The sequence below is a fragment of the Allobosea sp. NPDC003192 genome (assembly GCF_050275675.1).
GTDB lineage: Bacteria > Pseudomonadota > Alphaproteobacteria > Rhizobiales > Beijerinckiaceae > Allobosea.
Window position 1 is genome coordinate 212,181 of sequence record NZ_JBNNPK010000002.1, and the last position, 21,827, is coordinate 234,007.

Below are 21,827 nucleotides of genomic sequence, written 5' to 3' on the forward strand. Positions count from 1 at the left end.
TGATGAAAGTCGCCCTGATCACCGGAGGCGCGGGAGCTGTCGGCGCCGCGGCAGCGAAGATGCTGGCGGCCGACGGCTTCGATGTCGTGCTGGCCGATCGCGAGGCCGAGCGGACGGAAGCGATCTGCGCCGAGATCCGGCGCGAGCACGGGACGCAGGCAGTCGTCGAAGCGGTCGACCTGCTGGAAGAAGGCGCGCCGTCCCGGTTGATTGCGCGGGTGGAGGAGCGTTTCGGCCGCCTCGACTGCCTCGTCAACAATGCCGGGATGACTGGTGCGCCACGGATCGGCGAGGTCGATCTCCCGGCCTGGAACGCCGTGCTGGCGCTGAACCTGACAGTGCCGATGCTGCTCTGCCAGGCGGCACAGCCCCTGATGAAGCGAAGCGGCGGTGGCAGCATCGTCAACGTCGCCTCACGGGTTTACCTGTCAGGCACCGGCGTCGCCTACACCTCCAGCAAGACCGGGCTGATCGGGCTGACGCGCGTGCTGGCCGTCCAGCTCGGCCTCGACCGGATTCGTGTCAACGCGGTCGCGCCGAGCTTTCTCAACACGCCGTTCAACGACAGGATCGTGCAGGAGAATTCAGGGTTGGCGGCATCCTTCCGCAAGATGTCGCCGCTCGGTCGGGTCGGCACGCCCGAGGATGTTGCCGGCGCGATCGCCTTCCTCGCCTCGCCGCGGGCGAGCTTCATCACCGGCGACGTCATCCATGTCTGCGGCGGCACCCATCTCGCGCCGCAGCCGGGCTTCGTCGAGGGCGAGCCTGGTTCAGTCCAGTAACGGGCTGAACTGCTCCAACGACGAACTGCGGGTGGCACGTCCCGTCGCCCTGCGGCCGGGCATCGGCTCGATGTCGTAGCGCTTGGCCATCTTCAGGATATGCGTGTTGAGCGCGGCCTGGGCGCCCGGCAGGTCACTGGTCTCGAGCTTCTCGATGATGTCGAAATGCTCGGCGCTCGCCTCGTTCCGGACGGAGGCGGTCGACCGGTGGGAGCGCAGCGCCGAGACCTTGCTGGAGATCAGACGATAGGCGTTGATGAGATAGGGGTTGGCGCTGTTCTCGATCGCCGCGAGGTGGAATTCGGTGTCGGCATTGGCGCTGCCGTAATGATCGTCGGCCCGAATGGCCTCGTGCATCTTGCGAGCGGCGATGGTCATGGCGGCGAGCGTCTCGCTGCGCTTGCGGGCCATTGCGAGACTCAGCGCCTCGGCTTCGATCATGCGGCGGAACTCGCAGAGATTCTCGATGTCCTCCCGTGTCGGCAGGAAGACGAAACTGCCGCGCTGCGGCCGGATGTCGATCAGGCCTTCCTGTTCCAGCGCGGTCAGGGCTTCGTGGACCGGGCTGCGGCTGACCCCGAGCCTGGAGGCGAGCTTGTCCTCGGACAAGGCATCGCCGAGCTCGACCTCGCCGTCGAGAATGGCCCGGCGCAGTCGCTCGGTGACGCGCGCCGTCAACAGTCCTCGTGGCCTTGCCTCCACTGCGATGGACTCCCGCCTTACCGGATGCGGCTCGCATTGAACGAGACGAGCAGCATTCGCAACCATGCATTGTCAGTCAGAAGAGCGGTCTTCCGGCAACCGCCCTGCTGTCAAGTCGCCAGCGAGTCGAGAAATCGCCGTGTCGCATCCATTCCGCGTTGTGCTTTTGCCGGGAAGCTCAATCCCGCGACGCTCGCATGCGGAGTCTCGACGCTGATCCAGATGTCGCGCGGGAGCTCCGCCATCAGCTCCTTCAGCCAGAGATCGCCCTCGCCCGGCAATAGTCGGGCTCCGCGCGCCTCGGCGATGCAATCCCCGTCGGTGGCGGGCTGCACGGCCGGCGCATCGCAGAGCTGGAGATAGAGGACGAGGTCGGCCAGGGTCGCGACACTGGCCGGGCTGCCGCCCGAGCGGGACAGATGCAGCGTGTCCAAGAGGATGCCGACATTGCCGCGGCCGGAAGCTCTCGCCAGCTCGGCTGCGCCCTCGATCGTCGCTGCGGAGCGCCAGCGCATGAACTCGATCGCCATCTTGATGCCGTGCCGGGCGGCGGCATCGGCGATCCGCCCGAGATTGTCGGCCGCGCGCGCGTTTTCCGGGTCTTCCGAGGCGATCTGCATGATCGGCATGCCGAACTCGGCAGCGGTCTCGATCACCGGCAACCAGGCTTCGACATCTGTGTGCGGCAGCAAGGTGAAGACCTCGCCGTCGAGGAAGGAGACGCCGAGATCGGCGGCCACGGTCTTGATCTGCCGGATCAGGGCCTTGTCGCCGACGATCGGGTGGGCGAGCTCCAGGCCATGCGGTGCGATCAGCCTGAGGCCAGCGGCGTCGTATCCGGCTGCGGCGGCGGCCTGTACATGCTCGATCGGCGGGCAGCCAAAAACAGTCAGATAAGCGAGCGACAGGGGATAGTTCCGGTGCACGGCCAATTCCTCAATAGGTCGCGCGACCGCCGGAAATGTCGAAGACTGCGCCCGTCGAGAACGAGCACTCCTCCGACGCGAGCCAGCAGACCAGCGCCGCGACCTCCTCCGCCTGGCCAAGGCGGCCCATCGGGATTTTCGAGGTGACGAAGGCCCTGAACTCCGGCGTGAGCTGATTGAGCATCTCGGTCTCGATCGCCGCCGGCGTCACGCAGTTCACCACGATCGGTGTTGCCGCCAGCTCCTTGCCGATCGATTTAGTCAGGCCGATCACGCCGGCCTTCGAGGCGGAATAGGCGACCGCGTTCGGGTTGCCCTCCTTGCCGGCGATCGAGGCGAGATTGACGATGCGCCCATAGCCGGTCTTCAGCATCTCGCGCACGGCCGCCTGGCAGCAGTGGAAGACGGCGTCGAGGTTGAGCGACATGACGAAGCGCCAGCCCTCGGTCGGATACTCCGCGAAGGGGGCGAGCGGGCCGTTATGGCCGGCGCAGGTGACGAGGATTCCGAGCGGACCCAGTTCGCCCACGACCTGGGCGGTCGCGGCCGTGACCGCGGCAGCATCGGTGACGTCGACCTTGTAGCCTCTCGCATTCGGCAGCTTTGCCGCGGCCTGCTCGGCACGGCCGGCATCGATGTCCCAGATCGCGACCTTGTGCCCCTTGGCGGCGAGCCGCTCGGCGATCGGAAAACCCAACCCGCCTGCTCCTCCGGTCACGATCGCGACCCGAGCCGTTTCCGCTGCCTGCATCTGCCGTCCTCCCTGCCGGATCGTCCGAGCGATTAACCGCTTGACTCATCCAACATACTAACATTCTAGTGGGCTAGATGGAGAGGAAACGATCCCCTTGTCAAGCCGCCGGAAACAGGCGGGCGGACAGCGGGGCGCCTGAGAGATGGATGCAATGGGACTGAAGGGATCGGCCTTCCTGGCGATCTGGCACGACATCGCCGAAGGCCAGCATGGCGAATACATCGAGTGGCATACGCGGGAACATATGCCCGAGCGCCTCTCGGTTCCGGGATTCCGGACGGGCAAGCGCCTGCATGCGCCGCAGGCGGCCCGCTATGTCTTCGGCACGATCTATGCCGGCGATGACCTCGAGGTCTTCCGCTCGCCCGGCTATCTCGCCCGGCTGAACAATCCGACGCCGTGGACGGCGGCGGTGGCGCCGAGCTTCCAGAATTTCCTGCGCGTCGCCTGCGAGCGTGTGGCGAGCGCCGGTGCCGGCGATGGCGGCTGCATGGCGACCATCCGCTTCGATTTCGCGCAGCCGGGGGCAGAAGCCGCACTTAAACAGGCCGCGCAGAGTCTCGTCGACCTGATCCTGACATTGCCGGGCGTATCCTGCGTCCATCTCGGCATCGCCCGCAACGAGGTCTCGGGCGTACGCACCCGCGAGACCGAGTTGCGCAGCGCGATGGCGGAAAAGGGCTTCGACGCGGTGATCCTGGTCGAGGGCTCGCAGCGCGCCGGTCTCGAAGCGGCCAGGCCGGAGATCGAACGGCTGGCCATCGCGACGGGGACGCTGGCCGCGCCGGTGGTGGCCCTCTATGAGACCGCCTTCAGCTTGACCAGCGAGGACATGCAGGAAGCGAACCGGCAGGTGCGGGCATGAAGCGCATCCTGGTCACCGGCGGCGGCGGCTTTCTCGGCGGCTGGATCTTGAAGCGCCTGGCCGAGGACGGTCATGCCGTCAGGATATTCGATCGCTCGACCGACCGGCGCGTGCTGCGCGAGATCGCCGGCGAACTGGCCGAGCAGGCCGAATGGGTCCAGGGCGACATCACCGATGCTGCGGCCCTGGTGCAGGCGGCGCGCGGCTGCTCTTCGATCATCCATCTCGCCGCCCTGCTGACGCCGGCCTGCAAGGCCGATCCGGTCCTCGGTGCGCAGGTCAACCTGATCGGGACGCTCAACGTCTTCGCGGCGGCCAAGGCCAACGGCATCGCGCAGGTCGCCTATGCCAGCAGCGGCGCCGTCTTCGGGCCGGACGACGGCGCAAGGCCGGAGCCGATCACCCATTACGGCGCCTTCAAGCTCGCGACCGAAGGCTGCGCCCGCGCCTATTGGCATGATGACGGCATCGCCAGCGTCGGCTTGCGCCCGACCATCGTCTACGGCCCGGGCCGCGAGATCGGTCTGACTGCCGGCCCGACGCTTGCCTGCCGTGCCGCTGCCGCCGGGCAGCCCTACACGATCGACTATTCCGGGTCACAGGACCTGATCTTCGTCGCGGATGTTGCGGCTGCCTTCGCGGCGGCGGCGACGAGGCCGATCACCGGCGCGCATGCCTTCTCGCTGACCGGCGGAACAGCAGACGTCACCGACGTAATCGCGGTGATCGAGGCCGAAGCGTCGGGCGCACGGATCGGCTTCGACGGGCCGCCGGTGCCGATGGCGGCTGTGATCGCGTCGACGCCGTTCGAAGCGGTTCTCGGGACGATCCCGCGGACATCGCTGCGCGAGGGCATCGCGCGGACGCTTGCGCATTATCGGGCGCTTGCGCCGGCCGCCTGAGCAAAGGAGCACACAGGCCGATCAAGGAGATTGCCGTCGCGAAAACGGGGCCCGGAGCGGCCACCACAAGACCATCGCGGCAGCAAGAGCTGATGACGACACAATAACTCGGAGGAGGAATCATGTTGAGCAAGTTTTCGCGCCGTGCGGCACTCGCGATGGTCGCGGGTTTCGCTCTCTTCGGCACCGTGTCTCAGGCCGATGCGCAGGCGCTGGAGAAGATCAAGAAAGCCGGCGTCATCCGCGTCGGCGTCATGGGTGAGCAGGCTCCCTGGGGCTCGATCGACGCCAGCGGCCAGAATATCGGCTACGATGTCGACGTCGCCCGCCTGATTGGCGAGGAGCTCGGCGTCAAGGTCGAGTTCGTGCCGAACGCGGTCGCCGCGCGGATTCCGAACCTGCTGACCAACAAGGTCGACCTGCAGATGGCCGTGATGGGGATGTATCCCGATCGGGCCAAGGCGGTGCAGTTCTCCAAGCCCTATGCTGGGCTGAAGATCATCCTTCTGTCGAGCAAGAAGAACAAGATCGAGAAGATCGAGGACGCCCGCAGCCTGCGCATCGGCGTGCCGCGCGGCGCGGCCCAGGACAAAGCGATCACGGCGTTGCTGGGCGATGTCCCGAACATCCGGCGCTTCGACGACGACAGCTCGACCATGCAGGCGCTCGTCTCGGGCCAGGTCGATGCGATCGGCGGCAACACCACCTACAAGATCAATCTCGACAAGGCCGCGCCCGGCAACGACTTCGAGCAGAAACTCGTCTTCAACGAACAGTGGCAGGGCGTCACCACCAAGCTCGGCGATGCCGAGATCAACGCCTGGCTGAACGCGTTCATCGACAAGGCCACGGCCGACGGCCGGCTCGAGAAGATCAGCCAGAAATGGCTGGCGCAGCCGCTGCCGACCTTCCCGGCCGCGGTCGAGGGCGTGCCCTTCACCGTCGCCAAGTAAGGGCGGCTCAGCTCCTATACGCCAGGACAGGCATGGGCGCGGCGGTTCTCGCCGCCGCGCCGGCATCACCGCTGTCGCGGAGGACGGGAATGCGGACGATCTTCATCCTGAACGGACCGAACCTCAATCTGCTGGGGCAGCGCGAGCCGGAGATCTACGGCCACACGACGCTGGACGAAATCCGCGGCTGGTGCGAGGCCGACGCGGCCGAACTCGGCCTCACCGTCGCGTTCCGCCAGTCGAATTTCGAGGGCGAGATCATCGAGGCCATCCACGCGGCGCGCAGCAATGCGGCCGGGATCATCATCAATCCGGCCGGCTACAGCTTCACCTCGATCGCGATCCTCGACGCGCTCAAAATGTTCGATCGCCCGAAGATCGAGCTGCACATCTCGAACATCCACCAGCGCGAGGCGATCTATCACAACTCGCTGGTTTCGAAGACGGCGACCGCCGTCATCGCCGGCCTCGGCGCCTATGGCTACCGGCTCGCTCTGCGCGCCATGGCGGAGATGACCCGGTGACCTCGCCGATGACGAAGACGATCCAGGGCGAAGCCGTCCCTGTGCTGGGCCTCGGCACCTTCGAACTGACCGGACCGGCGGGCGAAGACGCGATCCGCGCCGCGATCGATATCGGCTATCGCCAGATCGACACCGCGATCCGCTATGGCAACGAGGTCGAGGTCGGGCGGGCGATCCGCAGCTCCGGCGTGGCGCGGGCCGAGCTCTTCGTCACCACCAAGATCTGGTTCAACGACCTTCAGCCCGACACAGTCCACCAGCGCGTCGATGAGAGCCTGGAGCGGCTCGGGCTCGATCAGGTCGATCTTCTGCTGGTCCATTGGCCGGCAAAGGACATCCCGCTCGGCGAGACGCTGGCGGCCTTCGCCGAAGAGAAGGGCCGAGGGCGAACCCGCCTGATCGGTGTCAGCAATTTCACGGTCGCGCTGCTCGACGAGGCGCTCGACGTGCACAAGGCAGATCTCTTCTGCAACCAGGTCGAATATCACCCCTTCCTGTCGCAGCAGAAGCTGCTCGCCAGGATGCGGCGGGCCGGCATGCTGCTCAACGCCTATCAGCCGATCGCGCGCGGCAAGGTCTTCGACAACGACCTGCTCGCGGCGCTCGGCCGCAAATACGGCAAGAGCGCCGGGCAGGTGACGCTGCGCTGGCTCGTCCAGCAGGACGGGGTCGGGGCGATCCCGCGCTCGGCCCGCCCGGAGAACATGCGCGCCAATCTCGACATCTTCGACTTCGAGCTGTCGCCGGACGACATGGCGGCGATCCACGGGCTCGCCAGTGGCCAGCGCTATTCGCGCTTCGACTGGGAACCGGCCTGGGACGACTAAGCAAGAACAGGGGATTGGGGAGGACCGATGACACTCGATTTCAGCGTCGTGACCGGCGCCTGGCAGTCGCTGCTCCTCGGCACAGTCGGAACCCTGTTCCTGGCCTTCTCAGGCATGGCGCTCGCGATGATCATCGGCGTTCTCGGCGTGGTCATCCTGAGGATGCAACTTCGGCTGCCCTCGCTGCTGGTCAACGCCTTCATCGAGATCGTGCGCAACACGCCGTTCCTGGTGCAGATCTTCTTCCTGTTCTTCGCCCTGCCGCTCGCCGGCATCCGCCTCAACCCGACGTTGACGGCGATCCTGGCGCTCGGGGTCAATGGCGGCGCCTATGCGATCGAGATCATCCGCGGCGGCGTCGAGAGCGTGCCCAAGGGGCAGACCGAGGCGGGTCTGGCGCTCGGCCTGCACAAGCACGAGGTCTTCCGGCTGATCGTGCTGAAACCGGCGCTGCGGGCGATCTACCCGTCACTGTCGAGCCAGTTCATCCTGCTGACGCTGACCACGGCGATCTGCACTTCGATCTCGGCCTATGAACTGACCTCGGTCGGCCAGCGCATCGAGGCGGAAACCTTCCGCAGCTTCGAGGTCTATTTCACCCTGACCGGCATCTATCTGGTGATCTCGCTGGTGACGATGTGGCTGCTCGCGGCGATCGGTCGCCGCGCCTTCAACTATCCGCAGCGCTGAGGAGGATAGGATGGGCGTCCAGGAACTCACCTATCTCCTGCAGGGCCTGCTCTGGACCCTGCTGCTTGCCGCGATCGGCTTTGTCGGCGGCATCGTCTTTGGCGTTATCGTCGCGCTGATGCGGGTCTCGGCATCGCCCTGGCTGCGCATCCCGGCGATCGGCTGGATCGGCCTGTTCCAGGGCACCCCGCTGCTGATGCAGTTGTTCGTCGCCTATTTCGGGCTGCCCCTGCTTGGCTTCGACTTTCCGGCCTGGGCCGCGGTCTCGGTAGCGCTGACGGCGCATGCCTCGGCCTTTCTCGGCGAGATCTGGCGCGGCGCGATCCAGGCGGTGCCGCGCGGCCAGAGCGAGGCCGCCGATGCGCTCGGCCTTCCCGCCCGCAGCCGCATGGTCGACGTGGTCATGCCGCAGGCCTTCAAATTGTCGCTGCCGGCGACCGTCGGTTTCCTCGTGCAATTGCTCAAGGGGACCTCGCTCGCCGCGATCGTCGGCTTCATCGAGCTGACCCGGGCCGGCACGATCGTGTCCAACCAAATCTACAAGCCGCTGCTCGTCTTCGGCGTGGTCGGTGCGATGTACTTCGCCCTGTGCTGGCCGCTCTCGCTCTGGGGTCGCCGGCTCGAGCAGAAGATGGCGGCTGCGGCGGCAAAATGAGGGGATGACCATGACCGAGCCCAACAGCGCCGGGAACGCCGCCGCTCCGATGATCGAGATGCGGCATGTCGAGAAGTTCTATGGCCCCTTCCATGCCCTGAAGGACGTCAATCTCAACGTGACCCAAGGCGAGAAGATCGTGCTCTGCGGCCCGTCGGGTTCGGGCAAGTCGACGCTGATCCGCTGCATCAATCATCTTGAATCGATCAAGAGCGGCGAGATCACCGTCGCCGGCCACCGGCTGAGCGACAGCCAGAAGGCGGTCGACGCGGTGCGCCGCGAGGTCGGCATGGTCTTCCAGCAGTTCAACCTGTTTCCGCATAAGACCGTGCTGGAGAACTGCATCGTGGCACCGATGCGGGTACGCGGCCTGTCGCGCAGCGAGGCGCAGGCGACGGCCCGCAAATATCTGGAGCGGGTCCGGATCGGCGACCAGGCGGCGAAATATCCGGCGCAACTCTCCGGCGGGCAGCAGCAGCGCGTCGCGATCGCGCGGGCCCTGTGCATGGAGCCGAAGGCGATGCTGTTCGACGAGCCGACCTCGGCGCTCGATCCGGAGATGGTCAAGGAAGTGCTCGACACCATGGTCTCGCTCGCCCGCGACGGCATGACCATGATCTGCGTGACCCATGAGATGGGCTTCGCCCGGCAGGTGGCCGACCGCGTCATCTTCATGGCGGACGGGGCCATCGTCGAGGAGAACGATCCCGTGAGCTTCTTCCGCGCTCCGGCGCATGCCCGCACCCGCGCCTTTTTGGGCGAGATCCTGCATCACTGACTGCCGGACGCGCCGTGAAGCGCGTCCGGCCTTACAGTGATTCCTACCGGAACAGCGCCAGCGACTTGCTCAGCGTGATCCAGACGCCCCAGGCGAGCGGCAGGCCGACCACGGCCCAGGCGAGCAATGCTGCGCCATCGAAACCGCCCTTGCCGATGCCATAGGAGCCATACTGGACCGTGGCATTGGCGCTGGCGCTCCTGGCCTGCAGCGCGGCGACTTCCGCGTCCTTCATGAACCACTTGGCCGCGACGGGGCGGACGAGCAGATTGCAGAGGAACCCGACGACGAGCATTCCGGCAAGGATGTACATCGTGCGGTCATAGACCTGAGCGCGCGGCACGCCGGCGCTGATCTGCGCCTCGCGGATATAGTTGACCACGACCGGGCCGATGATGCCCGCCGTCGACCAGGCGGTCAGAAGCCGGCCATGTATCGCGCCGACGAACTGTGTGCCGAACATGTCGGCGAGATAAGCCGGCACGGTGGCGAAGCCGCCGCCATACATCGACAGGATGATGCAGAAGAAGGCGACGAAGAGCGCCAGCGAGCCGGCGTGCGCCGCCCAGGGCGAGAGCCCGTACATCAGGATGCCGAGCCCGAAGAAGGTGGCGTAGGTCAGCTTGCGGCCGAGCTTGTCGGAGAGCGAGGCCCAGAAGAAGCGACCCATGATGTTGAACAGCGAGAGCAGGCCGACGAAGGCGGCCGCGATCGTGGCGATCTGCTTCTTCTGCTCGGCATCGAGCGCGGCGAAGCCGATCTCGGGCTTACCGATCAGGGAACCCGCGAAGATCTCCTGCAGCATCGGCGACGCCATGCCGATGACGCCGATGCCGGCCGAGACGTTGAGGGTGAGCACGGCCCAGATCAGCCAGAACTGCGGGGTCTTGTGCGCGTCCTTGAGGTGAACGTGGCCGGACGTGATCATCGCGTTCTGCGTCGCCGGCGGCGTCCAGCCTTCCGGGCGCCAGCCGGAGGGCGGGATGCGGTAGCCGAAGGTGCCGGCCATCATGAAGACGAAGTAGATCAGCGCCATCACGACGAAGGTTTCCCAGACACCGACAGAGGTCGGGGTCTTGAAGTAGTTCATCAGCATGTCGGCGAGGGGCGAGCCGATCATGGCGCCGCCGCCGAAGCCCATGATCGCCATGCCGGTCGCCATGCCGCGGCGGTCCGGGAACCATTTCACCAGGGTCGAGACCGGCGAGATGTAGCCGAGGCCGAGGCCGATGCCGCCGATCACGCCGGAGCCGAGCCACATCAGCCAGAGCTGGTGGGTGTAGACGCCGAAGGCTGAGATCAAGAGGCCGCCGCACCAGCACAAGGTCGAGACGAAGGCCGCCTTGCGCGGGCCGACGCGCTCGAGCCAGCCACCCCAGATCGCCGCAGAGGAGCCGAGCAGCACGAAGAACAGCGTGTACATCCAGCCGAGATCGGCGACCTTCCAGTCGCAGGAGGTGGTGAACAGCGAGGCGACGAGGCCGACATCCGCGCCGCAAGCGACGGGCTTTCCGATGCCGATCGCCTGGCTGAGCGGCAGCCAGAACACCGAGAAGCCATAGGCCATGCCGATGCAGAGATGGATGCACAGCGCCGCCGGCGGCACGAGCCAGCGGTTGAAGCCGGCCTTGGCGATGATCCTTTTGCGGTCGAGCAGCCCTATCCCTGGGGCCGTCTCGCCGATTCCTTGTGCGATGCTCATCCCTCGTCCCTTTCCCCAAAGCGCTGCCGTTCGCGCCGAGGGGCTGCCCGGCGCGCTGCAACTGCCTGTTCGCGACGCTTGATCGGCCGTCGCGGCCACTTACCCGCTTGGCGCGGGCCTTATCTTGGCGCGCGCCTGCCGCACGAGCGGAGACAGGGGTGACGCATCCTTCGCGAAGCCGGCGCGAAAATCCTCGCGCATGCGCTTCGTCCAGAACTGGTTGATGTGGTCGGCGATCGAGGCGACCGCCTGCTCCTCCGGATAGGATTTGAAGAAGTCGCCAATCTGGTTGGCCATAAGGGCGAGCTTGGCGAGGTTCTCGCCCGCATGATCCCGGTGCATCACTTCGCTGCTCGTGGCCTCGATCATCTCGCTTCGCTCTCCACGGGGTCGGCGAGGCGCCCGGCAAAGACGGTCGCGGAATCGGCGCGCGCGATGCTGACCAGGGTCAGGCCGAGCGCGTTCGCCCGCTCGATCGCCAGCGAGGTCGGCGCCGAGATCGAGACCAGCATGCCCGCTCCGAAGATCGCTGCCTTCTCGACCATCTCGAAGGAAGCGCGGCTGGTGACCAGGACGAAGCCGTCACTTGCGTCGTGGCCGGCGCGCAGGCGGGCGCCGATCAGCTTGTCGAGCGCGTTGTGGCGGCCGACATCCTCGCGCACGGCCAGGATCGTACCATTCCGATCGCACCAGGCTGCAGCATGGACCGAGCGCGTGAGCCGGTGCAGCGGCTGCTGGCGTTCCAAGGCGGACAGGGCAGCGCCGACCGCCGCGGGTGCGATCGGCGTAGCGGCGGCTGCGCGCGCTTCCGCCGTCGGCAGATCGGCCAACCCCTCGACGCCGCAGAGCCCACAGGAGGTCCTGCCCGAAAGGTTGCGGCGGCGGGCGAGGTGCTCGCGGAAACGGCCGGGCGCAAGCTCGACGCTGACGACAATGCCATCCTGCTGCGGGGTGGCCGTGATCCCTCTGATCTCGTCGACGCTGCGGACGATGCCTTCGGTCAGACTGAAACCGGCGACGAAGTCCTCCAGGTCCGAGGGAGTCGTCATCATCACCGCGTAGGGCAGATTGCCATATACGATGTTGACGGGCGCCTCGATCGCGACCTCGGCACTCGCATCGAGGGCCTGGTCGGCCGCGTCGAAGCGCACGGTCCGGACGTGGACCGCATGACTCGCCGGTGGCTGGGCAGGCGGGCTATTCCGCGGCATCGGGCAAGCGTCCCGCGATCAGGCGCAGCGAGACATCCTGCTCGCGATTGCGTTCCTGCCATTCGGAATAATAATTCGTCCTGCGGACCTCGACCGCCGTGACCTTGTATTCCGGGCAGTTCGTCGCCCAGTCGGAATAGTCGGTGGTGACGACGTTGGCGCCGGTCTGCGCATGGTGGAAGGTGGTGTAGACCACGCCCGGCTGCACCCGCTCGGTGATCTCGGCACGCAACGAGATGTCGCCGGAGCGGCTGGCGAGCGCGACGAGATCGCCGTCCTTGATGCCGCGGCTCTCGGCGTCGAAGGGGTGAATCTCCAGCATGTCCTCGTCGTGCCAGGCCTGGTTCTCAGTACGCCGGGTCTGCGCGCCGACATTGTATTGCGAGAGGATGCGGCCGGTGGTCAGGATCAGCGGATAGCGCGGGCCGGTGCGCTCCTGCGTCGGCACGTATTCGGTGATCATGAACTTGCCCTTGCCGCGCACGAAGCGGTCGACATGCATCAGGGGCGTGCCGGCCGGTGCCTTGTCGTTGCAGGGCCACTGCACCGAGCCGAGCTTTTCCAGCTTGTCGTAGCTCACCCCGGCGAAGCTCGGCGTCAGCCTGGCGATCTCGTCCATGATCTCGCTGGGATGGCCGTAGGCCATCTCGTAGCCGAGGGCGCGGGAGAGGTCGATCGTCGCCTGCCATTCCGATTTGCCGGAGAGCGGCGCCATCACCTGGCGGACGCGGTTGATGCGGCGCTCGGCGTTGGTGAACGTCCCGTCCTTCTCCAGGAAGGAGGAACCCGGCAGGAAGACATGGGCGTATTTCGCCGTCTCGTTCAGGAACAGGTCCTGGATGACGATGCACTCCATCGCCGCGAGGCCGGCGGTGACGTGCTGGGTGTTCGGGTCGGACTGGGCGATGTCCTCGCCCTGGACATAGAGGCCCTTGAAGGAGCCACCGACAGCCTCGTCCAGCATGTTGGGGATGCGCAGGCCCTGTTCTGCATCGAGCGGCACGCCCCACATCATCTCGAAGACCTGCCGCGTCGCATCGTCGGCGACGTGGCGGTAGCCGGAGAACTCATGCGGGAACGAGCCCATGTCGCAGGAGCCCTGGACATTGTTCTGGCCGCGCAGCGGATTGATGCCGACGCCGTCGCGGCCGATATTGCCGGTCGCCATGGCGAGATTGGCCATCGCCATCACCGTCGTCGAGCCCTGGCTGTGCTCGGTGACGCCGAGGCCATAATAGATCGCGCCATTGCCGCCGGTCGCATAGAGCCGCGCCGCCGCACGGACATCGGCAGCGGGCACGCCGGTGAATTCCTCGCTCGCCTCCGGAGAGTTGCGTTCTTCGGCGACGAAACGGGCCCAGAGCTCGAAATCGGCGAGATCACAGCGCTCGCGGACATAATCCTCGGCGATCAGTCCCTCGGTCACCACGACATGGGAGATCGCGTTGAGCAGCGCGACATTGGTGCCGGGCTTCAATTGCAGGTGATGATCGGCCTTGATATGCGGCGACTTGACGAGATCGATGCGGCGCGGGTCGGCGACGATGAGCCGGGCCCCCTGGCGCAGGCGCTTCTTCATGCGCGAGGCGAAGACCGGGTGGCCGTCGGTCGGGTTGGCGCCGATGACGATGATGACGTCGGATTTCGCGACCGATTTGAAATCCTGCGTGCCGGCGGAGGTGCCGAGCGTGGTCTTGAGGCCGTAGCCGGTCGGCGAGTGGCAGACGCGGGCGCAGGTATCGACATTATTGTTGCGGAAGGCGGCGCGCACCAGCTTCTGGACGAGAAAGACCTCCTCATTGGTGCAGCGCGAGGAGGTGATGGCGCCGACCGATTCCCGGCCATATTTGGCCTGGATGCGCTTGAACTCGCTGGCGGCGTAGTTGATCGCCTCGTCCCAGGAGACCTCGCGCCAGGGATCGGTGATCTTCTCGCGGATCATCGGCTTGGTCATGCGGTCCTGATGGGTCGCATAGCCCCAGGCGAAGCGGCCCTTGACGCAGCTATGGCCCTCGTTCGCCTTGCCGTCCTTGTAGGGCACCATGCGGACGACGCGGTCGCCCTGCATCTCGGCCTTGAACGAGCAGCCGACGCCGCAATAGGCGCAGGTGGTGACCTTGGAATGCTCGGGCTGGCCGAGCTCGATCACCTTGTTCTCCATCAGTGTCGCCGTCGGGCAGGCCTGCACGCAGGCGCCGCAGGAGACGCATTCGGAGCCGAGGAAATCGGTCGGGCCGGCGGCGACGCGGGAATCGAAGCCGCGGCCGGTGATGGTCAGCGCGAACGTGCCCTGCACCTCGGCGCAGGCGCGCACACAGCGATTGCAGACGATGCACTTGCTGGGGTCGTAGGTGAAATAGGGGTTCGAGGTGTCCTTTGGCAGCCAGTTCTCGTTGGCGTAGCCGTCCATCGCCGCCGGCTTGACGTGGTTCTCACCGTCATAGCCGTAGCGGACCTCGCGCAGGCCGACCGCGCCGGCCATGTCCTGCAATTCGCAATCGCCATTGGCCGAGCAGGTCAGGCAGTCGAGCGGATGATCGGAGATGTAGAGCTCCATCACGCCCTTGCGCAAGGAGGACAGGTTCTCCGATTGCGTCCGCACGACCATGCCGTCCTCGGCCGGCGTCGTGCAGGACGAGGGCGTGCCGCGCCGACCCTCGATCTCGACCAGGCAGAGCCTGCAGGAGCCGAAGGGTTCGAGCGAATCCGTGGCGCAGAGCTTGGGGATCTTGGTGCCGAGGCTCATCGCCGCGGCCATCACAGAGGTGCCGGCCGGGACGGTGACGCTCTCGCCGTCGATCGTCAGTGTCACCGTCTTCTCGGCGACACGGATCGGCGTTCCGAAATCGATCTCCTTGATCAGGCTCATCGATGTCTCCTCACTCGGCCGCCAGCGGCAGCTTCGGTGCCGGCGGGCGGTCGAAATCTTCGAAGAAATGGTTGAGCGCGCTCATCACCGGCATCGGCGTGAGCCCGCCCATGGCGCAGAGTGAGGCGTCGGTCATCAGTCTGTTGAGATCGCGCAGCACGGCGAGATTCTTCGGCCGCTCGGTACCGGTGATGATCCTGTCGACCAGCTCGACGCCGCGCGTCGCGCCTATGCGGCAGGGCGTGCACTTGCCGCAGCTCTCCTTGGCGCAGAACTCGAAGGCGAAGCGGGCCTGCTTGGCCATGTCGACGCTGTCGTCGAAGACGACGATGCCGCCATGGCCGAGCATCGCCTTGATGCCGGCCAGCGCTTCGTAGTCCATCGGGGTATCGAGCTGCTTGACGGTGAGATAGGCCCCGAGCGGGCCGCCGACCTGCACCGCCCGGATCGGGCGGCCCGACAGCGTGCCGCCGCCCAGATCCTCGATGATCTCGCGCAGCGAGATGCCGAAGGCGAGCTCGATCAGTCCGCCGCGCCTGACATTGCCGCCGAGCTGGACCGGCAATGTGCCGCGCGAGCGGCCCATGCCGTAATCGGCATAGGCCTTGGCACCATGGGTCAGGATCCACGGCACCGCGGCGAAGGAGAGCACGTTGTTGACGATGGTCGGCTTGCCGAACAGGCCCTGCAAAGCCGGGATCGGCGGCTTGGCCCGGACGATGGCACGCTTGCCTTCCAGGCTTTCCAGCAGGGAGGTTTCCTCACCGCAGATATAGGCGCCGGCCCCGAGCCGAACTTCGAGCTCGAAGGCCTTGCCCGAGCCGAGCACGGATGGCCCGAGCACACCGGCATTGCGCGCCTTCAGGATCGCCCGCTGCAGCGCCTTGTGGGCGTGCGGGTATTCCGAGCGCAGATAGATATAGCCCTTGGTCGCGCCGACCGCGATCGCAGCGATCGTCATGCCCTCGATCAGCAGGAAGGGATCACCTTCCATGAGCATGCGGTCGGCGAAGGTGCCGCTGTCACCTTCGTCGGCATTGCAGACGATGTATTTCTGCTTCGCTTTCGCGTCGTGGACGGTCTTCCACTTGATTCCGGTCGGGAAGCCGGCGCCGCCGCGGCCGCGCAGGCCGGACTCACGGACTTCCTCGACGATCTGAGCGCCGGTGAGCGAGAGCGCCTTCTCCAGGCCCTTCAGCCCGTCATGGGCGCGGTAGTCGGCGAGCGAGAGCGGGTCGGTGACCCCGACGCGCGCGAAGGTCAGGCGCTGCTGGCGCTTCAGCCAGTCGAGTTGCTCCACCGGACCGAGGCGCAAGGCGTGCGCGCCCCCGCTCTGGAAGCCGGCCTCGAACAGGCCGATGACGTCTTTGGCCATGACCGGGCCATAGCCGATCCGCCCCTCCGAGGTCTCGACCTCGACCATCGGCTCGAGCCAGAGCATGCCGCGCGAGCCGTTGCGGATGAGCTCGACGTCGAGACCGCGAGCCTGCGCTTCCCTCGCAATCGCCTGCGCCACGCCTTCCGCCCCGACCGAGAGGGCGGCGGCGTCGATCGGCACATAGATGCGGACTGCCTCGCTCATTGCCGCGCTCCGCACAAGGCGGCGATGCGGTCGGCATTGATCCGGCCGATCAACTCACCCTCTACCAGAGCGGACGGACCGAGCGCGCAATTGCCGAGGCAATAGACGGTCTCGACCACCGCATCATGGCTTCCGGCATGAGCGTCGACGACGATGCCGTGATCGCGGGCCAGATCCTGCACCAGCGTCTCGCAGCCGAGCGCCTGGCAGGCTTCGGCCCGGCAGAGCTTGACGATCCGGCGCGGCGGCGGGGCCGTGCGGAAGTCGTGATAGAAGGAGATGGTGCCGTGCACATCGGCCCGCGACAGGTTGAGCGCGTCGGCGATCAGCGGCACGGCCCTGGGGTCGACATAGCCGAACTCATCTTGCAGCGCATGCAGGATCGGCAGGGCCGCTCCTTCGAGATGCGAAAGCCCCGCGATGATCAAGCGAGCGCCGTCTTCGTCCCAGGCCGGGTATGCCGCCATGTCTCCTCCGTCCCCAGCCGCTTCGGCTCTCGATTGGAGGAATTGAGAACTAAGCTTGGAACAGCTTCAAATCGTTTGTTCCAACCGTACGATAGATAAAAGCTATCAAAAATGGCCAAAGCGCGGATAGGCTCAGCCGAGTATAGCACGATCTGGCTGATAAGCATCGATTATCACGCAATTTTGCGGCGCACAAAAAACGCGCGCTGCGACGCGATAGGGCAGGGCTATCGTACGATCGACCGCCTCGGGAGCGCGGCTTCAGCGACCGGGCGCGTCATCATCAGGAGGTTGCGTGCCAGGGGAGCGAAAGGCTGACGGTCGGCGACGATCAGGCCGATGGTCCTTTGCGCGGCAGGCTCGACCAAAGGCAGCGCCTTGGTGCCGATCGGGACGCCGAAGAATTCGAGCAACTGGATCGAGACGATGCTGGCCACGCCCTGAATGCCGGCATGCGAGCAGAGATTGAAGATCGAATTGGTCTCGATCGCCGGCCGCGGCGACTGCCCGACCGAACGGAAGATGCCGTCGATGATGCGCCGGTTCTGCATGTCGGAGGTGAGCAGGCAGAGCTTGAGCTCGGCCGCTTCCGCCCAGGTGATCGTATCGCGTTCGCCGAATTCGCCGTCCTCGCGCGTCAGCAGCACGTAGGATTCCAGGTAGATCGGCTTGGAGATCACCCGGTCGAGCGGCTCGTTGTCGAGATAGGTCAGGCCGACATCGAGCTCGAAATCGTCGATGCGCTGCTGGATCTCGGCGGAGGTCAGCGACAGCACGGTCAGCGAGACCTCGGGATAACGTGACGAGAACGGCGCAGTGATGTGCGCGATCATCGGCAGGGCGGTCGGGATCGCACCGAGCCGGATGCGGCCGCTGACACCTTCGCGCAGCTCGGCGATCGATTCCTTCATCAGGTCGGCCTCGGCGAGGATGCGCCTGGCATGGGCGAGCACGGCCTCGCCCTCCTTGGTCAGCCCCTGGAAGCGCCGGCCGCGCTCGACGATCAGCACGCCGAGCTCTTCCTCGAGCTGGACGATCGCCGCCGACAGCGTCGGCTGCGAGACATGGCAGGCTTCGGCCGCCTTGCGGAAATGCTTCTCGCGGGCGAGCGCGTCGAGATAGACGAGCTGGCGGATGATCATGGCCGCATCTCAGGCGTTCCTGTCGAACGGCGCCAACTCCGGCTCAATTCCCAGTTCGCGCGGCGCGTCACGGCCAGTCTTTCCAGATTCTGGCGGTTTCCGATAGGAGCAACGAAAAGGGGCCGCCGGGGCGGCCCCTTCCCGACGAATGCCGAGGGCTCAGTTGTGATGCGGCAACACGCCCGCACCGCGGCCCGGCTGGCTCTCCGCGCCTTTGAAATGGTCGTGATAGGCGAGGTATTGCGCCTGTTCGGCGAGCGCGCGCTGGTTCTGGGCCTGCTCGTGCACGATGCTCTCGGCACCGAGTTCGGTTGCATAGGCCATGGAGCTTGCTCCCGAAAGCAAAAGCGCCGCCGCGAGGGCGGTCAACTTGCGTGAAAGCATGACAATCTCCTGTTTGACTTGGGTCGCCCTCGGTTGAGCTAGTCACCGCACGGAACTTTCCAACATCGCGGTGCCAGGGCCGGTGCTCACGTTCCCGTGACGCTCCGTGGCCGGGACTGTCGACGGCCTGACGATCAGCCCAGGCAGGATTAGACACGCCGCTGGTGTGCTTCCCAGTCGTCAGCGACCAGGGGGCGGACGAGCGTCAGGAATTCAGTTTGCCGCGCCGGACCGGTGGTCCTTGGGGAACCCATGCTCGCTTTAGGCTTGGAAGAAGAAGTTCGTGAAGCCTTCGGGCCCGGGCGTAAAGGGCAGTCTGTGTTTAATGGCCGCTCATTCGCGCCAATCAGTAATTTTTCCTTGCGAACAAATAGAATCTTATGATGATATCGCAATGCAGTGTCGGAGATACAAGATTCACTGAGTCGAATTTATGATTTTCCTTATAATAGAGAAGTTTTTGTAGAATTTAATGAAGGCATTCTATTGTGTATTCGTATCGCGTCGCGCCCGCCGACGGCTACGTGACCAATCTTGCCCTGCGCAAGGGTGCGCGCGTCGCCAGCCTGTCACTCTCCCCGGTGATGGCCTTCGTCGACACCTCCGACATGATCGTCGGCGTCGAGGTCAATCAGTTCGGCGCGCGCTATCTCGTGCCGGGGTAGCCGGTCGAACTGACCTTCAAGATGACGCCCGGGACGGTGCAGATCGGCAAGGTCGAGAGCATCCTGCAGGCTCTCGCGACCGAACAGGTCCGAATCTCCGGCACTGCGGTGGCTCCGGCCGCGCCCTTCGTGGTGCGGGTGAGGCTCGACGATGAGGCCTTCGTCCGTTCTCTTCCGGCGGGAAGCGCCGGAACGGCGGCGATCTTCACTGACCGCGTCAAGTCGACCCATGTCATCCGCAAAGTCGTCCTGAGACAGATCGCCATCATGAACTGCCTCAATCCGTTCTGATGGCGCGCAGGCCCATCAGCGCGGAGGGGAAGAAAGATCATGAGCGGCATCTGATCCGTCGTCGTCGCATTGTACGCGGCTTTGATGCTGGTCTCCCGAAACGCCCCGGGACGACAGGTTCGATCAGCCGAGGTCGCGCGGCCCGACGCGGTCCGCGAGTTCGGTGAGCCAGCGGACGACGGCCCGCTCCGGCTCGGTCAATTCGGGTCGCTCGGCCAGCGAGCACGCCAGCGTTCTGAACTCGGACCATCGAAGATGAAAATCCAGGACGTCTCGTGGCGCTGGTGGGTGCTTCCGTCCGGGCTTTTGTCCCTTCGCCTTGGTGCCGGAAGTGGCCATGTCGCATTTGTCCAATTTCATACGCGGAACGTTACACATGGCCGCGCGGGGCGGGCGTGAAAAAAGCGTGAACCGGCTTGGTCCGCAGCAGCATCGGTGAAATGATCCTTCCCTAGAGGCGGCTTCGAGTTCCCAAGAGGCAGTATCAAGCAGGAAAGGTCACCGGGATGACTTCGCCTCTCCTTGAGATGTCTCTTTTCGGTCCGTGCTTGATACGCTCTGCGCGGCCCGACGGATATTCGATCACCGGTGTCAAGCATCGCGCTCTGCTCGCGCTCCTGGCGACGGCTCCATTCGGCCGCCGCACGCGCAGTTTCCTGCAGACCACGCTCTGGGGGACGACCTGCTACGATACGGGCCGGCAGAGCCTCAGGCGGGCCTTGTCGGACATCAAGCAGCAGATGGGCGACGAGTACACCGAACTACTCGATGCGACCCATGGCGACATCACGCTCGACCTGCGCAAGGTCCGGTTTCTCGGCCGGATCGAGGACGGCATCTTCCTCGAAGGCATCGACGTGCGCGAGAAGGGGTTCGCGGCCTGGGCCGAGGGCATTCGGGCGAACCCCGACCAGATCGGCGGTCTCTACGTCAGCTCCCGCGCCCTGCGCTCGCCGGTCCAGCCGGTCGTCGCGGTGCTCCCCTTCACCGCACTCGGCGCCGATCCGGTCGATGCCGCGCTTGGCGACTGGTTCGCCGAGCAGGTCTGCCGCTCGCTCGGGCGTTCCCGCCTCATCGCCGTCATCTCGCATCTGTCGGGGCGCGAATTCGTGCGCCAGACCATCGACATCGCGGCGGTCCGCGCGAAGCTCAGGACCGATTACTGCGTCAATGGCAGCCTGCATCGCGTGAGCGGCGCCATCGTACTCGACACCGACCTCATCGACACGGCGTCGGGCCAACTCCTCTGGACCGAGCAGTTCCACATTCCGGCCGCCACTTTCACGGAACGTGCGGCCGACTTCGTGCAGATCGTGCTGTCGCGCGTCGCAACCTCCATCGCCGACGAGGCCCTGCGCCATGTCAGGGACCAGGAGCCCGCCCGGATCGACGGTCATCGCCTGCTGATCGCGGGCGTCGCCCTGATGCACCGGCTGACGCTGCACGAATTCGCCTATTCCCGCACGCTGATCGAGGAGGCATTGCGGCGCGCGCCCTATGCGGCCGAGATCCACGCCTGGCTCGGCAAATGGTATGTGCTCAGCGTCTTCAACGGCTTCAGCACTGAATCCGATCGTGAGATCGGCCTTGCCCTCGCCAGTACGGCGCGCGGGCTCGAACTCGAGCCCGACAATGCCTTCTGCCTGACGATCGACGGCTTCGCGCAGACCAATCTCAAGAAGCGGCTCGATTTGTCGGCTGCGCGCTACGACCTCGCCATCGACACGACCCCGAGCTGCGCCATCGCCTGGCTGCTGAAGGGCGTGCTGCATGCGTTCCAGGACGAGGGCGTCAGGGCGGTGGAGGCGACCGAGCGGGCTCGGCGCCTCTCTCCGCTCGACCCTTTCGGCTACTTCTACGATTCGCTGACCACCGCTGCCTATCTGGCGGTCGAGGACTACGAATCCACACTCGAATATGCCGACCGCTCGCTGAGCCTGAACGATCGGCACATCCCGACGCTGCGCGCGAGGATCGCCGCCCTTCACTATCTCGATCGCGGCGATGAAGCGCGCGAGGCTGGACACGAGCTGATGCGGCGCCAGCCGCGCTTCACCCTCGACGACTATTGCCGGACGCACCCGGCTGCTGCTTGCGAAACAGGTCAGCGGATGGTCAGGGCGCTCCGCGCCGTCGGCATCCCCTGAGCCAAGCGG

Annotated in this window: 22 protein-coding genes and 1 pseudogene; 11 read left to right on the top strand and 12 right to left on the bottom strand. The window is 65.8% G+C overall.

Features of this window, described 5'->3' with window-relative positions:
• The first annotated feature begins 2 nt into the window (after positions 1 to 2).
• Entirely contained in the window at positions 3 to 782 is a 780-nt protein-coding gene (locus tag ACQKLX_RS03740; protein WP_427359611.1) for an SDR family NAD(P)-dependent oxidoreductase, read from the top strand.
• Here the strand turns inward: ACQKLX_RS03740 and ACQKLX_RS03745 are convergent.
• The 3 genes from ACQKLX_RS03745 to ACQKLX_RS03755 form a co-directional block, all read right to left on the bottom strand.
• A complete protein-coding gene (locus tag ACQKLX_RS03745; protein ID WP_427359613.1) occupies positions 771 to 1,460 on the bottom strand; it encodes a GntR family transcriptional regulator in 690 nt (229 codons plus the stop codon). The genes ACQKLX_RS03740 and ACQKLX_RS03745 overlap by 12 nt on opposite strands.
• Before the next feature lie 134 nt (positions 1,461 to 1,594).
• Complete coding sequence (locus ACQKLX_RS03750; protein WP_427359615.1) at positions 1,595 to 2,410, bottom strand: sugar phosphate isomerase/epimerase family protein; 816 nt, start codon at positions 2,408 to 2,410, stop codon at positions 1,595 to 1,597.
• Between the two features lie 10 nt (positions 2,411 to 2,420).
• Positions 2,421 to 3,161 (bottom strand): SDR family NAD(P)-dependent oxidoreductase, encoded by a 741-nt coding sequence (locus ACQKLX_RS03755; RefSeq protein WP_427359617.1) that lies wholly within the window; start codon positions 3,159 to 3,161, stop codon positions 2,421 to 2,423.
• Positions 3,162 to 3,315: 154 nt separating this feature from the next.
• Between ACQKLX_RS03755 and ACQKLX_RS03760 the strand changes: the two genes are divergently transcribed.
• From ACQKLX_RS03760 to ACQKLX_RS03795, 8 genes are all read left to right on the top strand, one after another.
• On the top strand, positions 3,316 to 4,029 hold the full coding sequence (locus ACQKLX_RS03760; protein ID WP_427359619.1) for a hypothetical protein: 714 nt from the start codon (positions 3,316 to 3,318) through the stop codon (positions 4,027 to 4,029).
• The gene (locus ACQKLX_RS03765; protein ID WP_427359621.1) at positions 4,026 to 4,931 is read left to right on the top strand and encodes an NAD-dependent epimerase/dehydratase family protein; all 906 of its coding nucleotides are present in this window, start codon (positions 4,026 to 4,028) and stop codon (positions 4,929 to 4,931) included. The genes ACQKLX_RS03760 and ACQKLX_RS03765 overlap by 4 nt, the downstream gene beginning before the upstream one ends.
• Positions 4,932 to 5,053: 122 nt before the next feature.
• Positions 5,054 to 5,884 carry a transporter substrate-binding domain-containing protein gene (locus ACQKLX_RS03770; protein ID WP_427359623.1) on the top strand — a complete coding sequence of 277 codons (831 nt, stop codon included), beginning with the start codon at positions 5,054 to 5,056 and terminating at the stop codon, positions 5,882 to 5,884.
• A gap of 89 nt (positions 5,885 to 5,973) precedes the next feature.
• Positions 5,974 to 6,408: a type II 3-dehydroquinate dehydratase gene (gene aroQ, locus ACQKLX_RS03775; RefSeq protein ID WP_427359625.1), complete on the top strand. Its 435-nt coding sequence runs from the start codon at positions 5,974 to 5,976 to the stop codon at positions 6,406 to 6,408.
• 8 nt (positions 6,409 to 6,416) lie between these two features.
• Positions 6,417 to 7,235: an aldo/keto reductase gene (locus ACQKLX_RS03780; protein WP_427359627.1), complete on the top strand. Its 819-nt coding sequence runs from the start codon at positions 6,417 to 6,419 to the stop codon at positions 7,233 to 7,235.
• Between the two features lie 27 nt (positions 7,236 to 7,262).
• Positions 7,263 to 7,925: an amino acid ABC transporter permease gene (locus ACQKLX_RS03785; protein ID WP_427359629.1), complete on the top strand. Its 663-nt coding sequence runs from the start codon at positions 7,263 to 7,265 to the stop codon at positions 7,923 to 7,925.
• 10 nt (positions 7,926 to 7,935) lie between these two features.
• Entirely contained in the window at positions 7,936 to 8,580 is a 645-nt protein-coding gene (locus ACQKLX_RS03790) for an amino acid ABC transporter permease (protein ID WP_427359631.1), read from the top strand.
• Between the two features lie 10 nt (positions 8,581 to 8,590).
• A complete protein-coding gene (locus ACQKLX_RS03795) occupies positions 8,591 to 9,358 on the top strand; it encodes an amino acid ABC transporter ATP-binding protein (protein ID WP_427359633.1) in 768 nt (255 codons plus the stop codon).
• A 43-nt stretch (positions 9,359 to 9,401) separates the two neighbouring features.
• On the opposite strand, the gene ACQKLX_RS03800 is transcribed toward ACQKLX_RS03795, so the two are convergent.
• The 8 genes from ACQKLX_RS03800 to ACQKLX_RS03835 form a co-directional block, all read right to left on the bottom strand.
• The gene (locus ACQKLX_RS03800) at positions 9,402 to 11,060 is read right to left on the bottom strand and encodes an OFA family MFS transporter (RefSeq protein ID WP_427359635.1); all 1,659 of its coding nucleotides are present in this window, start codon (positions 11,058 to 11,060) and stop codon (positions 9,402 to 9,404) included.
• A gap of 99 nt (positions 11,061 to 11,159) precedes the next feature.
• Complete coding sequence (locus ACQKLX_RS03805) at positions 11,160 to 11,429, bottom strand: formate dehydrogenase subunit delta (RefSeq protein WP_427359636.1); 270 nt, start codon at positions 11,427 to 11,429, stop codon at positions 11,160 to 11,162.
• Positions 11,426 to 12,271 carry a formate dehydrogenase accessory sulfurtransferase FdhD gene (gene fdhD / locus ACQKLX_RS03810; protein ID WP_427359638.1) on the bottom strand — a complete coding sequence of 282 codons (846 nt, stop codon included), beginning with the start codon at positions 12,269 to 12,271 and terminating at the stop codon, positions 11,426 to 11,428. Before fdhD ends, ACQKLX_RS03805 begins: the two co-directional genes overlap by 4 nt.
• The gene (fdhF, locus tag ACQKLX_RS03815) at positions 12,258 to 15,140 is read right to left on the bottom strand and encodes a formate dehydrogenase subunit alpha (RefSeq protein ID WP_427359640.1); all 2,883 of its coding nucleotides are present in this window, start codon (positions 15,138 to 15,140) and stop codon (positions 12,258 to 12,260) included. The genes fdhD and fdhF overlap by 14 nt, the downstream gene beginning before the upstream one ends.
• A gap of 10 nt (positions 15,141 to 15,150) precedes the next feature.
• Positions 15,151 to 16,722, bottom strand: coding sequence for a formate dehydrogenase beta subunit (locus ACQKLX_RS03820; RefSeq protein WP_427359642.1), 1,572 nt, complete (start codon positions 16,720 to 16,722; stop codon positions 15,151 to 15,153).
• Positions 16,719 to 17,189, bottom strand: a complete 471-nt coding sequence (locus ACQKLX_RS03825) for an NAD(P)H-dependent oxidoreductase subunit E (RefSeq protein ID WP_427359644.1) — start codon at positions 17,187 to 17,189, stop codon at positions 16,719 to 16,721. The genes ACQKLX_RS03820 and ACQKLX_RS03825 overlap by 4 nt, the downstream gene beginning before the upstream one ends.
• 227 nt (positions 17,190 to 17,416) lie before the next feature.
• On the bottom strand, positions 17,417 to 18,331 hold the full coding sequence (locus tag ACQKLX_RS03830) for a LysR family transcriptional regulator (RefSeq protein WP_427359646.1): 915 nt from the start codon (positions 18,329 to 18,331) through the stop codon (positions 17,417 to 17,419).
• Positions 18,332 to 18,490: 159 nt separating this feature from the next.
• A complete protein-coding gene (locus tag ACQKLX_RS03835; RefSeq protein ID WP_427359648.1) occupies positions 18,491 to 18,655 on the bottom strand; it encodes a hypothetical protein in 165 nt (54 codons plus the stop codon).
• Positions 18,656 to 19,221: 566 nt separating this feature from the next.
• Here ACQKLX_RS03835 and ACQKLX_RS03840 point away from each other — a divergent pair.
• Positions 19,222 to 19,671, top strand: a pseudogene (locus ACQKLX_RS03840) (HlyD family secretion protein); the annotation flags it as partial.
• A gap of 123 nt (positions 19,672 to 19,794) precedes the next feature.
• Here ACQKLX_RS03840 and ACQKLX_RS03845 read toward each other — a convergent pair.
• Entirely contained in the window at positions 19,795 to 20,010 is a 216-nt protein-coding gene (locus ACQKLX_RS03845) for a hypothetical protein (protein ID WP_427359650.1), read from the bottom strand.
• Positions 20,011 to 20,219: 209 nt separating this feature from the next.
• Between ACQKLX_RS03845 and ACQKLX_RS03850 the strand changes: the two genes are divergently transcribed.
• Entirely contained in the window at positions 20,220 to 21,818 is a 1,599-nt protein-coding gene (locus ACQKLX_RS03850) for a tetratricopeptide repeat protein (protein ID WP_427359652.1), read from the top strand.
• Positions 21,819 to 21,827 lie beyond the last annotated feature (9 nt).

Coding starts and splice junctions, on each gene's coding strand:
- ACQKLX_RS03755 (WP_427359617.1), bottom strand. CDS start 3,161: ATGCAGGCAGCGGAAACGGCTCGGGTCGCGATCGTGACCGGAGGAGCA.
- fdhF (WP_427359640.1), bottom strand. CDS start 15,140: ATGAGCCTGATCAAGGAGATCGATTTCGGAACGCCGATCCGTGTCGCC.
- ACQKLX_RS03845 (WP_427359650.1), bottom strand. CDS start 20,010: ATGGCCACTTCCGGCACCAAGGCGAAGGGACAAAAGCCCGGACGGAAG.
- ACQKLX_RS03830 (WP_427359646.1), bottom strand. CDS start 18,331: ATGATCATCCGCCAGCTCGTCTATCTCGACGCGCTCGCCCGCGAGAAG.
- ACQKLX_RS03795 (WP_427359633.1), top strand. CDS start 8,591: ATGACCGAGCCCAACAGCGCCGGGAACGCCGCCGCTCCGATGATCGAG.
- ACQKLX_RS03820 (WP_427359642.1), bottom strand. CDS start 16,722: ATGAGCGAGGCAGTCCGCATCTATGTGCCGATCGACGCCGCCGCCCTC.
- ACQKLX_RS03740 (WP_427359611.1), top strand. CDS start 3: ATGAAAGTCGCCCTGATCACCGGAGGCGCGGGAGCTGTCGGCGCCGCG.
- ACQKLX_RS03835 (WP_427359648.1), bottom strand. CDS start 18,655: ATGGCCTATGCAACCGAACTCGGTGCCGAGAGCATCGTGCACGAGCAG.
- ACQKLX_RS03765 (WP_427359621.1), top strand. CDS start 4,026: ATGAAGCGCATCCTGGTCACCGGCGGCGGCGGCTTTCTCGGCGGCTGG.
- ACQKLX_RS03825 (WP_427359644.1), bottom strand. CDS start 17,189: ATGGCGGCATACCCGGCCTGGGACGAAGACGGCGCTCGCTTGATCATC.
- ACQKLX_RS03790 (WP_427359631.1), top strand. CDS start 7,936: ATGGGCGTCCAGGAACTCACCTATCTCCTGCAGGGCCTGCTCTGGACC.
- aroQ (WP_427359625.1), top strand. CDS start 5,974: ATGCGGACGATCTTCATCCTGAACGGACCGAACCTCAATCTGCTGGGG.
- ACQKLX_RS03770 (WP_427359623.1), top strand. CDS start 5,054: ATGTTGAGCAAGTTTTCGCGCCGTGCGGCACTCGCGATGGTCGCGGGT.
- fdhD (WP_427359638.1), bottom strand. CDS start 12,271: ATGCCGCGGAATAGCCCGCCTGCCCAGCCACCGGCGAGTCATGCGGTC.
- ACQKLX_RS03760 (WP_427359619.1), top strand. CDS start 3,316: ATGGGACTGAAGGGATCGGCCTTCCTGGCGATCTGGCACGACATCGCC.
- ACQKLX_RS03800 (WP_427359635.1), bottom strand. CDS start 11,060: ATGAGCATCGCACAAGGAATCGGCGAGACGGCCCCAGGGATAGGGCTG.
- ACQKLX_RS03805 (WP_427359636.1), bottom strand. CDS start 11,429: ATGATCGAGGCCACGAGCAGCGAAGTGATGCACCGGGATCATGCGGGC.
- ACQKLX_RS03780 (WP_427359627.1), top strand. CDS start 6,417: ATGACGAAGACGATCCAGGGCGAAGCCGTCCCTGTGCTGGGCCTCGGC.
- ACQKLX_RS03785 (WP_427359629.1), top strand. CDS start 7,263: ATGACACTCGATTTCAGCGTCGTGACCGGCGCCTGGCAGTCGCTGCTC.